This is a genomic window from Rhodopirellula sp. P2, from assembly GCF_028768465.1.
GTDB lineage: Bacteria > Planctomycetota > Planctomycetia > Pirellulales > Pirellulaceae > Rhodopirellula.
Map to the genome: position 1 here is coordinate 2,744,225 of NZ_CP118225.1, position 12,006 is coordinate 2,756,230.

The window sequence follows — 12,006 nt, forward strand, 5'->3', positions numbered from 1 at the left end:
GACAACTGGTAGGCAAGATGAAAGCTTTCGAAGCCACGCGGATTTTCTTTGAGCAAGCCGCGGATCGTTTGGAGATGGATTCCGATCTTCGAGAAGCTTTGTTGATGCCCCAGCGAGAGGTGCAGGTCCAAGTGACCATCCGTCTCGATGACGGGCGCCTCGCGAATTATGTCGGTTTTCGTGTCCAGCACGATCACAGTCGCGGTCCGATGAAGGGGGGGCTGCGTTTCCACCCCGAGGTCGATTTGGACGAAACTCGCGCTCTGGCGAGTTTGATGACTTGGAAAACTGCCGTGGTGGATTTGCCCTATGGCGGCGCCAAAGGTGGGATTGGGATCGACCCCAGCAAGATGTCTCGCTCGGAAATCGAACGCTTGACCCGTGCGTTTGTGGATCAAATTCACGACATCGTCGGGCCTGACACTGACATTCCCGCGCCTGACATGGGAACCGATCACCAAGTGATGTCCTGGTTTCGCAACCAATGGGAAAAGTACCACGGTTTTCATCCCGCGGTGATCACTGGGAAACCCGTGGAAGAATATGGGGCCAAGGGCCGTGAAGAAGCGACGGGGCGTGGTGTGGGAACGTTGACGGTCAAGCTGACCAAGCGTTTGGGCATGGATGCGTTGAAGACCCGCGTCGCGATTCAAGGTTTTGGCAACGTGGGCTCACACGCCGCGAAGTTCTTGCACGACGCTCAGTTCCCAATTGTGGCGGTTTCGGACATCACCGGGACTTATTACAACGCGGAAGGGTTGAACATCCCCGAGTTGTTGCGGCACAAGTTTTCGCATCCCAAGGGATTGCTGGAAGGGTTCGAGCGAGCTGAGCATTTGCCGCTGGACGCGTTGTTGAAACTCGATCACGTGGAAGTGCTGATCCCCGCTGCTTTGGGCGGTGTGATCACACAGAAGAACGCGCAAGACATCAATGCGAAAGTCATCATCGAAGCGGCCAACGGGCCGGTGGATCCAGACGCCGATGCCGCGCTGCACGACCGTGGTGTGACGATTCTGCCGGACATCCTTGCCAACGCGGGCGGTGTGACGGTCAGTTACTTTGAGTGGGTGCAGAACCGCCAGCACTATCGATGGCCGCTCGACCGCGTGCGTCAAGAACTGGATCGCACCATGAACGATGCCTTTGAGAACGTTTGGCAGATGGCCGGTCAGCAAGAGGTCTCGCTTCGAACCGCGGCGTACATGATCGGAATTGCCCGCGTCCGACGTGCGACTGAACTCGCTGGCTTGGCCTAGGTGGCTTGGCTCAGCCCAATGTCCGCGAAGGGTTGCTCCGCGGATCATTCTGGCTGGCGAGGGCTCATTGGGCAGTCGTTTCCGTCGGCGACACTTTGTCATCGGCTGCTGCCGGTTCTGGCGAGGGCGTTGTCTCCGTGTCTTCCGCGGGAGGCTCTGAAGCCTCGGAGGGCGGAATGAGGTTGAACACAAAGTGGTTTGTCCCTTGCTCGACTGTCACTTCTGTCTGATCGAGGACCGCACCTTCTGGAATCGAAGGGCGTTCGATCGTCAGCATCTCCGCAGGCGAGATGTTGGCTGATAATTTGCCTGGCGTCATTTCATAACGCAGCGTGTGAACGCCAATTTTGGCTCCTGGCACATTGGCGAGATAAATCGCCTCGAAGTGCCCGCTGTCGTTTGTGAAGGCGAGCGAAGGACGCCCGCCTGACACCGGGTGAAACTCGAGTGCCATGTTGGGGACCGGCTGGCCGTTTTGAGAAACGGTGCCGGTCACCTGCCCCAGTTCGGACGAAGGTTGTGCTTCACATCCAAGCGTGAGCAGCAGTCCCAGTCCAATCGCACATCGAAGGAGAAGGCTCATCCAGCCACGAACTCAAAGTTGATTTCGTTGCTGCCATCCACCACTTCGATTTCGGTGGGTTGCAGTTTGCCTTTGCCGCCCATGTCCGGCTTCTTCGACGTTGGAATGAACTCAGCGTCGGGGTTGGCAGGCATCGGAGCGGCAGGCCCGTTGATCTCGTAGCGAATGGTGTGCTTTCCGATCAATGCTCCGTCGGTTTGTGCCGTGAACATCGCACTGTAGTGACCTTCGGCGTCCGTCACTGCCATCGAGGGGCGACCGCCATCGACGGGAACAAACTCGAGGGCAACTCCTTCGACCGGTTTGCCGTCTTGTGTGATGACTCCGGAGACTTCGCCGATTGGAGGTAGCTCAGGGCCACATCCGGTCATCAGTGTGAGAGCGGCAAGCGTTGCCGTTCCGGTTAAAAATCGCGAGAACGCGTTCATCGAGTTGAGTTCCTTGTTGGGGATATCTTTGGATTGGTTCAGTTCTTCGGCGGCTTAGAATTCTTGGTCGTAGACGAAACGGTCGTTGCGACCATTCATCGCCATGAAGACGTCGTCGAAGTCGATGCTGTCGGTGACGAAGCGGACCGAGCCATCACCCATCGTGAACATAGCACCGCCGACGTGGTTGGAGCGGAAACCGTTGTGCAGTGTGTAACCGTAGAGTTGGGTGTAGTTGCCCGAGTAGATGCTGTTGATGGGCCAACGTGGAACCGTGATGTTCGCGGTCCATCCCAACCAACCGTGGAAGGCAGGACCAGCGTTCCAAGCACCACCAGCGTGACTGCTGGGGCGACTGTCGGTGCGGGTCTTGTCAGCGTGTGGCATTTCAGCGGAGTGTTCGCCGATGGCGATCGTTTGGCTGGTTCCGTCCAGGATGCTGGCAAACTTTGGGTTGCGATACTTCGAGTTGTTGATGCCGATGATGCCGGCGTCCTGCATCCAGCCGTAGCCAGTCCAAACGTTTCGCGAGCCGTCCGAACGAGCACCAGGTTGCCAGCCGGATTCGCCTTGGCGGACGCCGGGTGTGTAGTAGTAGCCTGCGACGCCGACGTAATCAACGATTTGAGTCTTGTAGCTGTCGGGGGATCCGAAGGCGGTCGTCAAACCGTTGGCGTTGTTGTCGCGGAAGTTTGGCATTGGGTTGGAGGGGCAGTTGAACCCAGGGACGATTGCATCGTCCAGGACTTCCCAGTTTCGGTTCACACCGTCTTGGGTGCTGAAGTCAGTGCCAACGAAGGTGAGCTTTTCGTAGATCGACGACTGCTCCATTTGCGGCAGGATCTGGACCAACCATGAAGCACCGCGGTTGGGGTTTCCGGTGGCTTTGGCACCGATGTTGGCGGGGAACATATTGAACGCACTGTGGTAGTTGTGGATCGCCAAGCCCAGCTGCTTCATGTTGTTGGAGCACTGCATCCGGCGAGCAGCTTCCCGTGCCGATTGGACGGCCGGAAGTAGCAAGCCAACCATCACACCGATGATGGCAATGACGACGAGCAGTTCGACGAGGGTGAAGCCAGAACTTCTGGAAGTACGAAAAGAGGTAGGACGACGCATCGCTTGAGATTCCATTTGAATGTGCGAATAAACTTCGAGGTGCCTCTCGGTGCGATCAACGCGACCGAATATGACACCGGTGATGTTGGATGGGAGATAGCAAGCAAGAGGCCAAAGTTGTCCCTTGCCCTTTTGCGTCTTCCGGCATTCATGGGGTTTTGGAAGCTCTAGGGAGGAGATCTCCTCCGAAGCGGGACGGTGGGGCCGGGAAAGATGAGCAAGAAATTGTGGAATTTCTCAACTTCGTGTCGGGATGCAAGGATTACAGGGAAGACAGTAGCGGCTCTCCAGGAGGGGGCGCGAGACGATGCTGCTTATTCACTGGGCACGAGTGCCTTGTTTTTAGGCGTGTTGCGGGAGGAGGGATTGTGTGAGCGATCCCACTCTTATTGAGGGGACAAAAGCGAGATGAAGACGCAATCGACAAGGCAACGCGTTGTTTTTCGAGGCGGTTCGAGGAGGTGTTGGGCCGCAGCGGATCGTCGCCAGGCTGGCGGTGGTAGGAAGCTTTGTGGCGTAGAAGTTGCCGTAGCGTCGGATTGGCTGCCAGCGTCCGCCCACAGGGATGCTTTGCAAAGATGCAGGGTCCGCCTGTAGGTCGCTTCGGTGCGAGCCGATGTGAAGAGCCGATCAGGTTCGGTCGTTTGGCCCAAAATCGGCACACGCCAAAATCTCGAAAGGTGAATCTCGAAAGGTGGGTGGCACCATCCAGATCGGCTATTCGGGAACGGTGAGAACGGCTGTTCGCCACCATCGCCCCGGAGGGGGCCGTCGTTGTTAGCTCGGGGCGACAGCCCCGAGACGGATAACGGAACACAGTTGGTCGCCCCGGAGGGGGCCGACGTGGGGATGCGGTGCGGGGCTGCTGGCGCGTCGGGTTTCCGTGTCGACGGGAATCGTTATCAGCGTTGGGTGGGACCATGCACCTGGTTCGGGAAACGAAAAAACGCTCCTCGAAGAACGAGGAGCGTTTTGTGATGGAGTCGAATTGGACGGTGTCAGACCTTCGAAACGTCCAAGGTGCCTTTGGCTTCCTCGGCGTCTCGCTGTTCTTTCGGTGTTGGCTCGACAACTCGGTTTTCGTCGCTGGAACAGCCGGTTGCGAAGCCAAGTGAACTCAGGAACAGGCAACAGATGAGCCGACGGAAGATTGGCGAAGTGAACATAATCGGTGGTGATTTGGCTGAATTGGAAAGTGAAATTGGATGAGTGACTCGCAGCGGTTTAGAATTCGCCGCCGATCACTTCTCTGCTGGCACGCGTGCCGAGGGAACCCCAGACGCCGTATGGACTTGCGTTGCCCGGACCACGCGACCCTGTCAACGCCGTTGAGCTGTTGGTGACGAAGTTGACCGTTCCCTCGCTGGAGTTGCCGGCTTCGATGCTGTCCGTGATGAACTTGACTGCCCCATCCGCCATCACAACGTGACAGCCACCAGGGTGTTGGCTGCTGGGGGGGAACATTCCCGGGTACAGCGTGTGTGAGATCCAGCAAGTCTCCCGGTTGGGTGGCAAGATGGTTTGGAATCCCGTGTGGGCAGGGTAGAACGTCGCCCACGATGACCCGCGAAAATGCATGCTGGTGCCTGCTTCCAGGGTGGGCGCTGTGCCTCCGTCGTCGCCAGTGGACCAGAACATTGGTCGCTCGGGGCTCAGCCACTGTTGGCAGACGGCTGGGTTGCCGGGAAGTCCCGTCATCGTATCGCCACCTGCATTGCGTGCTGGGCGAGTCCGCTTGTCTTGGTCGCCCAGTGAGGTTGCGATTTCGCCGAGGGCAATGGTGTTGGCGAGCCCATCAAGGATGTCGCGGAACTTGTGTTTGTAGCGGAGGCCAAAGGCCCCACGGTCCGTTCCGGACGAGATCGTCCGGTAGACATTCGTGGGCACGAAATTGTTGTTGTACGGACCATTGATCTGGAAGGTGTTGATCGAGTCGCCCAGGTTGACGGCGTAGTTGGTTCGGGCACGTCCAGGTGATCCGCTGGTGCCGGGATCGCTGGGGCAACGGAAGGCAACGATTTCTGTCATGTACGGGATGTAGGCATCTCCACTCCAACTGTAAGCGGGCGTCGGTCCCATCGCTGGGAACGGCAGCGGCGCGGTGTCGGCAGGTGGGCTGACGCCATCAATGTCAACGTTCATGGGGTTGCTGATTTGTTCCCACAACGGTTGTTGTTCGAGGAACGGAAGCAAGCCAACAAACGCCGAAAGACTCGCGTTGTTGTAGAGCCGCGAGCCGTTGAAGATTCCTGCTCCCTCTTGAGTGGTTCCTGCACCATGAGTGGGAAGCTGGTTGTAGGCGCTGTGGTAGTTGTGCATTGCCAAGCCAAGCTGCTTCATGTTGTTGGAGCAGCTCATGCGACGAGCTGCTTCACGGGCAGCCTGGACAGCCGGGAGCAACAGCCCAACCAGCACGCCAATGATGGCGATGACGACCAGCAGTTCGACAAGGGTGAAACCGTTGCGGCTTCGGTTTGGGGAGGTGGACGAGTGAACCATCAAGTGACATTCCATGCTGCGAGTATCGGTAAGATTGCTGTCATCTCGCTGGCGGCCGACGTGACCGCTGGAGACGAAACGGATGGTGGCTTCCAACGCAATCTGGAGGCCAAACTGGCTTTCCTCCTCACGTGCCAAGGCACGTCTTGGGCTCCGATTCCTCGTTGGGGCGATCTATCTCACCAAAGCAGACTTCTGCGGCTCCGATGTGGCGGCATGGGGCATCCGATTTTTTTGAAGAATCGGTTCATCCGCGTTTTGCCGGGGGTGTGCTAGCTCACCAACTCGACGGGGCCAAAAACATTTGGTGCTTCGAAATGAGGCGGCATCGCCTAGTTTCCAGGCACTCGACGCCGTTTCAGCGTTGCGGTTTCAGTTCCCATTGAGACAGACAGGGAGAGCTCGCAAGATTGGCTTTCTGCAGCTGAAAACGCGAGGTCTGCGTGCCGAAAGAGTCGTGGACGCGCTTGCCTGGCCAGCCTTCACGATGTCGTGAAGAGAACGTTGGGGACACTCGCGTGTTCCCTGGAAATGATGATCGGCGCCGTGCTTGCTGGCGGATTGCGCAGGACGAACTCTCGTTCCGAGTTCATCGTGGCTGATCGATCTGGTCGCTCGCCAACGTCTCGCCTCAGCCCGTGATTCCAAGGCCGGTCATTGTGCCCGTGCTGGTGGCGAACTGGTCCACTTCCATGCCGTGCTGCTGCAACAGTGAGACATAGAAGTTCGGAAGTGGGTAGTTGTTCTTGCGATCAAATCCCAAGTGGCCGCCGTGCTTGAACCCGCCGCCGGCGATCAGCACCGGCATGTTTCGGTTGTCGTGGTTGGATGAGTTGCCAAGGTTGCTGGTCAGGAACACGGTGGTGTCATCGAGCAGGTTGCCGTGTGAATCACCGTGCTGGCTGAGCCCACGCAGGAAATCGCCCCACTGGCTGATCAGGGCTTCTTCGACGAGTGCCAGTTGTTCCAGCTTGGTTTCGTCGCGGCCGTGATGGCTGAGGGAGTGGTAGCCTTCCTCAACCCCTTCGACTGGGACCACACCGCCGCTGCCGGGAAGGTGCAGCGTCACATAGCGTGTCGAATCCGTTTCCATCGCCAGGGAAACAACATCGCACATGGTTTTCATGCGACCGATCAAATCGTTGGGATTGCGGATGTCGATGGGGGCGGTGGCATCCACCGCTGGTTTGGGCAATTCGGCCCATTTTTGAGATTGCTGCATGCGTTGTTCGAGTTGACGAACGCTGGTGAAGTAGGCGTCCAAGCGATCGCGGTCGCCGCTTCCCAGGTCGCGCTGCAGCGATTTGGCATCTTCGGCAACGATGTCCATGATGCTGCGTCCCTGCCGCACCCGATCGGCTTGCTTCTCGCGTTCGGCGGGCGAGTTGTCCACGAACAGTTCCGCGAAAAGTTGCGAAGCTGAGGTGATCGGCGGGATCATCGCGCCGCTCTCGGTGTAGCAGGGGCTGGTCGAGCCTCCTGTGCTGCAGACCAGCGAAGGGAACCGGGTTGCATGCCCTTTGTATTTGGCGAGGTACTGGTCGATTGAGATCGTGTTGTTCACCGCGCCGGAAGAACCCATTGGCGTTGCGGTCAGGATGCTGGCTTCGGCCCGGTGGCCTCCGTTGACGCCGGGGTGCGACGAACCGGACACGACCGTCACTTTCTCACGCAGGTCCTGCAGGGACTTCAGGTAGCGAGAGGGTTGGTAGTCCATCCCTTCGCCTTCGGGAATCAGGTTCTCGGGCAGCAAACCCAAACCGACCGTCATGGCCACAAATCGTTTGGCTCGGCCTGATCCTTCACCACTGTCACTGGCCGCGAGCGCGGGTCGCATGGCGGACAAAAATGGCAATCCCATCGCGACGCCGGAGCCACGCAACAAGGTGCGGCGTTTCAGAGGGCTTCGTGAATGAAGGTTGCTGCGTTTCATGATCGATTCTCGAAGGCGGGGTTGAGTGGAGGGAGGCGCGGCGAAACAAGCGGCGCGATGGCAACGGTGGCGAGGGTCACTTGGAAAGGAACAAGTCGCTGTGGATGACTTCGTCCAGCAAGGATCGGAAACCGAATTCGTGGTCGCGTGTGTTGGCAACAATCTCTTCGATGCGATCACGATCGGCAAACTGAATGGTTTGGCCGGTGGCGTAGGTGGTGAAGTGCGAGGCGAGATTGGCGGCCAAGCGTTCATCGCGTTCGGCGATCAAACCACGGAAAGCGACGAACGAATCAAAGGTGGCTCCATCGGGCATCGCAAAGCTGGGATCGACCTTGGCACCGGCTTTGTAGGCGTTGCCACGTTTTTGCATGTAGCGATCACGCCAGCGACCTCCGGCGTCGAAGTTTTCGAGCGCAAAGCCGGGCGGATCGATGTTTTGGTGACAGGCGGCACAGGACGCGTCGGCTTGGTGTTTGGCCAGCAGTTCACGAACGGTTTTGGCACCTCGAATGTCGGGTTCCACGGCGGGGACGTTTTCGGGTGGGGAGGGGATTTCGACTCCCAAGATCCGTTCTGAAACCCAGATGCCACGCAGAACTGGCGAGGTGTCGTTGCCCGCCGCGGTGACTTTGAGGATCGAGCCATGGCTCAGAAGTCCACCGCGAGGGGACGCTGGATCGACGCGAACGAGTTTCATCTGGTCGTTCAGGTCAGCGACATCGGCTTCCGATTCGTTCAGTCCGTAGTAGCGAGCCAAGCGGGAATTGAGGTAGGTGTAGTCGGCCCCAACCAGCTCACCGACGGGGCGGTCTTCGTCCAGCAATCGCTGCAGGAAATGATGGGTTTCCGCCAGCATTGCCGCTTGAACGGTCGGGTCAAAATCTCGGAACAAACGCCGGTCCGGTTCCGTGAAATCAATGTCGACGAGGTCCAGCCATTGATCGGAAAAATCGACCAGGAAACGTTGTCCGCGACGTGTTTGCAGCAGGCGATCCGTTTGGCGTTTGAGTTCTCCTTCGCGGCGAAGCAGGCCTTGGTCCGCAGCGGTTCGAAGTTCTTCGTCGGGCATCGAACCGGTCAGGAAATAGCTCAGGCGTGAGGCGATGGCCCAATCGTCCAGGCGTCCCGATTCGTCGGCGAATTCGGTCAGGTAGAGGAATCGCGGCGAGCAAAGAACGGCGCGGTACCCGGCTCGCAAGGCGTCGATGAACGTCGCACCGCTTTGGCGTTCTGCTTCGGCGAGTTGCAAGATCGATTCGATGGTGGACGGGTCGACCGGACGACGGAACGCAAGGTCAGCGAACCGAGTGATCGCGGCTCGCAGTTCGTTTCGATCGCGTTTTTGATTGAACTTCTCAACGTTGACTTCGGATCGATTGAGCGAGCGGTTGTAGCGAAGTGGAATTGTCCCCAGCAGTCGCTGACGAGTCTCTTTGCGGTCGCCTCCGGGGTAGATGCGTTTCATCGCCAGCGAGTGCATGGCCACACCGGGAAGGTCTTGGTCTTCGCCTTCGCCCAGGCCGACTTGGCCACCCTGGAATCGTCCTTGTTTGAGCGTTCGGTCGGCGGGGCGGACTTCCAGCATGTGGCCCTTTTGCAGCCAAGCTTGGTAGGTCATGGTTTGAGGTTCGGCCTCGGCTTCGAAACTGCCGATCCAGGACAGCAGGGGAGCGCCTGAGTTGCATTCGCCGCTGCGCACGCTGCACCACACCCCGTGGTCTTGGGGGGGCTTGAGTCCCGAAGCGGTCAAGGTGATTTCGTACCAGCCATCTTCGGGCACACGAGTCGATGAGATTCGACCGTAGAAGATCATGCCGGACGACCAAATGACCGCCAGTCCCTTGCGCATCTCAGGGTCTCGATTGCGGCGGCCCTTGGGTTTGTTGGCAATCTTTTCGGGAGGCATGTCAAGCGCCCATTCCGAGGCTGGTTCCAGTGCTTTGGCAAACGCCGCGTCGAGCGCTGCGTCGACGACTTTCAGGTGCGTGTTCAACTGAAAGTGGGACATGGATTGTGCGGACGCCAAATGAACGTAGCCGCCGACGCGCTGTTCGGGAGGCATCAGATCATCGAGCGGCAATTCGACTCGCAGCAGATCTTGCAGCGTGCGCGAGAGTTGTTCGTTGCTGAGCCGCCGGCCTCGAACGCGACCTTCGCGACGTTGCAGTTTGAGTTGATAGGCCCGCAAACGATCTCGCAGCGGTTCGGTGAAATTGCGAACCGTTGGTGGATCCAGTTCCACGTCTTCTGGCGGAGGCATCACGCCACTTTGGACTCGGTCGTGAATCACGATCCAACGTTGCAAGGCGGCAGCGTTGGTCAGGTCCGGCGACACAGAGTGGATGTCGAAACCGCCTTCCCCGTCGGGGCCATCGTGGCAGTCGATGCACTGAGCCTGCAGGAATTCGACGGCAGCAGGGGACACCGATTGGTCGGTCTGGGACGCTGGTTTGGCAGCGATCGCTGGCGACGCAGTGGAGAGCACGAGGCCGGCCAAGCAAGCGAGGCCTGCAGCCAGCCGAAAGGGCGAGATCGAGAGCATGAACCGGGCACGCGATGTTGGGAGGGGAGAAAGGCGGGACGTCTCGGCCACGGATGAAATGCCAGCGGGCTGGGGAAGCAGGCTGTGGGAGCAGGCTTGGGGGGGGGAGCAAGGAAGCTGGCGGCATTTCTTAGCAGGTCGGACGCGTCCCCTGATTATAACGAATGATCGACTCGAAACGAGCGAATTTTGCCGCTCAAATTGTCGACGGAAGAAGGGATTCGCGGCCAGGTTCGCGGCGGCGAACCATTTTGCCTTTTGGGCGTAGCAAGGTTTTGCTTCTCTTCTTGTTCCCCCCACTCTGAATTGCGCGAGATTTCATGTCGGCGACGATCGGACTCGTGCTCGTGGCCGCTGGATTGGCGGCGGTTTTCAGTTGGTTGGTTCTGTTTCCGATCCGAAAGTATGCCGCTCAGCTTGGGTTGCTGGATCGTCCCGGCGGTCACAGCAGCCACACCGTGCCAACGCCGCTGGGCGGTGGATTGGGGATTTACTTCGGAATCTTGGGGACGGTGGCGCTCGCGACATTGGCCGCGGCGCTGTTGCACGATCCTGAGGCGGTGCCCGCTTGGATCACTTCGCTTCGTGATTTGACCTCGCCCGCAATTGTGCCGACGGAATGGTGGGATGCCGCGATGTTGCACGCACCCGGGGTCTGGTCGCGTTGCGGCGATGTCTGGTGGCTGATTTTGGCCGGTACGATCTTGGTCGCTTTGGGGTTGGCGGACGACCGGTTTGGTTTGCCCGTCGGATTTCGATTGGGCGTCCAGTTCGGACTTGCTGCGGCGGTCGTGTGGGGATTGAACATCGAGCTGTCGTTGTTCATCGACGGTGGCTGGCTGACCAAGTTGTTGTCGGTGGTCTGGATCGTCGCTGTCATCAATTCGTTCAATATGCTCGACAACATGGACATGTTGTCCTCGGGAGTGGCCGCCATCATTGCTGTTTCGATGGCGCTCGTGATGCTGACCATTCCGGATCCGGGCACGGATCGTCCGCAGTTGTTGGTCGCGTCGCTGTTGTTGGTGGTGGCGGGGGCGCTGATTGGATTTTTGTTCCACAATCGTCCGCCCGCGAGAATCTTCATGGGGGACGGCGGCAGTTACTTGGTTGGGTTTTTGATTGCGGTCGGCATGTTGATGGCGACGTTTGCGGCAGGGGATTCCGGTGACGGATCCGTTGCAGGGTGGGTGGGCAGTCGGCCTCACGCGGTCTTGGCTCCTCTGTGTGCCATGGCAGTTCCGCTCTACGACATGACCACGGTGATTTGGATCCGGATCCGACAAGGACGCAGCCCGTTCCAAGGCGATCACAGTCACTTGTCTCACCGGTTGGTGGACTTGGGGCTGTCAAGAACAGGGGCGGTCGCAACCATTCATTTGATCACCGCAACCTGTGGGCTCTCGGCGTTGTTGTTGGCGCACGTTGGTGCATGGCAGGCGATCGCGGTGCTGGGCATCGTGATGTGTTTGCTGACGCTGGTTGGCATCTTGGAATCCACGCAGTGGCGGCGGCCGGACAAGTGAACCAGAAACGAAAGGCCGGCCCATCCAAAACGAACCCTCTGAAAGCGAGCCGGCCAAACCAAGCGGACGACCGGGAAGCAGCTCACGAATCGTCAGGCAGTTCCCCCGCGGTTT

Annotated in this window: 8 protein-coding genes; 2 read left to right on the forward strand and 6 right to left on the reverse strand. The window is 58.8% G+C overall.

Going from position 1 to position 12,006, the window contains the following annotated elements:
- Window positions 1-17: 17 nt before the first annotated feature.
- Window positions 18-1,259, forward strand: coding sequence for a Glu/Leu/Phe/Val family dehydrogenase (locus tag PSR62_RS09730; protein WP_274407575.1), 1,242 nt, complete (start codon window positions 18-20; stop codon window positions 1,257-1,259).
- A gap of 64 nt (window positions 1,260-1,323) precedes the next feature.
- On the opposite strand, the gene PSR62_RS09735 is transcribed toward PSR62_RS09730, so the two are convergent.
- The 6 genes from PSR62_RS09735 to PSR62_RS09760 form a co-directional block, all read right to left on the reverse strand.
- On the reverse strand, window positions 1,324-1,842 hold the full coding sequence (locus tag PSR62_RS09735) for a carboxypeptidase regulatory-like domain-containing protein (protein WP_274407576.1): 519 nt from the start codon (window positions 1,840-1,842) through the stop codon (window positions 1,324-1,326).
- Window positions 1,839-2,270 (reverse strand): carboxypeptidase-like regulatory domain-containing protein, encoded by a 432-nt coding sequence (locus PSR62_RS09740; RefSeq protein ID WP_274407577.1) that lies wholly within the window; start codon window positions 2,268-2,270, stop codon window positions 1,839-1,841. Before PSR62_RS09740 ends, PSR62_RS09735 begins: the two co-directional genes overlap by 4 nt.
- Before the next feature lie 54 nt (window positions 2,271-2,324).
- Window positions 2,325-3,389 (reverse strand): DUF1559 domain-containing protein, encoded by a 1,065-nt coding sequence (locus tag PSR62_RS09745; protein WP_274407578.1) that lies wholly within the window; start codon window positions 3,387-3,389, stop codon window positions 2,325-2,327.
- A gap of 1,224 nt (window positions 3,390-4,613) precedes the next feature.
- Window positions 4,614-5,888 carry a DUF1559 domain-containing protein gene (locus PSR62_RS09750; RefSeq protein WP_274407579.1) on the reverse strand — a complete coding sequence of 425 codons (1,275 nt, stop codon included), beginning with the start codon at window positions 5,886-5,888 and terminating at the stop codon, window positions 4,614-4,616.
- A 631-nt stretch (window positions 5,889-6,519) separates the two neighbouring features.
- On the reverse strand, window positions 6,520-7,821 hold the full coding sequence (locus PSR62_RS09755) for a DUF1552 domain-containing protein (protein WP_274407580.1): 1,302 nt from the start codon (window positions 7,819-7,821) through the stop codon (window positions 6,520-6,522).
- Between the two features lie 76 nt (window positions 7,822-7,897).
- Window positions 7,898-10,366, reverse strand: a complete 2,469-nt coding sequence (locus tag PSR62_RS09760) for a DUF1592 domain-containing protein (protein ID WP_274407581.1) — start codon at window positions 10,364-10,366, stop codon at window positions 7,898-7,900.
- A 320-nt stretch (window positions 10,367-10,686) separates the two neighbouring features.
- On the opposite strand from PSR62_RS09760, the gene PSR62_RS09765 reads away from it, so the two are divergent.
- Window positions 10,687-11,892, forward strand: a complete 1,206-nt coding sequence (locus tag PSR62_RS09765; RefSeq protein WP_274407582.1) for an MraY family glycosyltransferase — start codon at window positions 10,687-10,689, stop codon at window positions 11,890-11,892.
- The last annotated feature ends 114 nt before the right edge of the window (window positions 11,893-12,006 follow it).

Excerpts from the sequence above, each read along its gene's own strand:
- PSR62_RS09730 (WP_274407575.1), top strand. The coding sequence starts at position 18 with ATGAAAGCTTTCGAAGCCACGCGGATTTTCTTTGAGCAAGCCGCGGAT.
- PSR62_RS09745 (WP_274407578.1), bottom strand. The coding sequence starts at position 3,389 with ATGCGTCGTCCTACCTCTTTTCGTACTTCCAGAAGTTCTGGCTTCACC.
- PSR62_RS09765 (WP_274407582.1), top strand. The coding sequence starts at position 10,687 with ATGTCGGCGACGATCGGACTCGTGCTCGTGGCCGCTGGATTGGCGGCG.
- PSR62_RS09735 (WP_274407576.1), bottom strand. The coding sequence starts at position 1,842 with ATGAGCCTTCTCCTTCGATGTGCGATTGGACTGGGACTGCTGCTCACG.
- PSR62_RS09750 (WP_274407579.1), bottom strand. The coding sequence starts at position 5,888 with ATGGTTCACTCGTCCACCTCCCCAAACCGAAGCCGCAACGGTTTCACC.
- PSR62_RS09740 (WP_274407577.1), bottom strand. The coding sequence starts at position 2,270 with ATGAACGCGTTCTCGCGATTTTTAACCGGAACGGCAACGCTTGCCGCT.
- PSR62_RS09755 (WP_274407580.1), bottom strand. The coding sequence starts at position 7,821 with ATGAAACGCAGCAACCTTCATTCACGAAGCCCTCTGAAACGCCGCACC.
- PSR62_RS09760 (WP_274407581.1), bottom strand. The coding sequence starts at position 10,366 with ATGCTCTCGATCTCGCCCTTTCGGCTGGCTGCAGGCCTCGCTTGCTTG.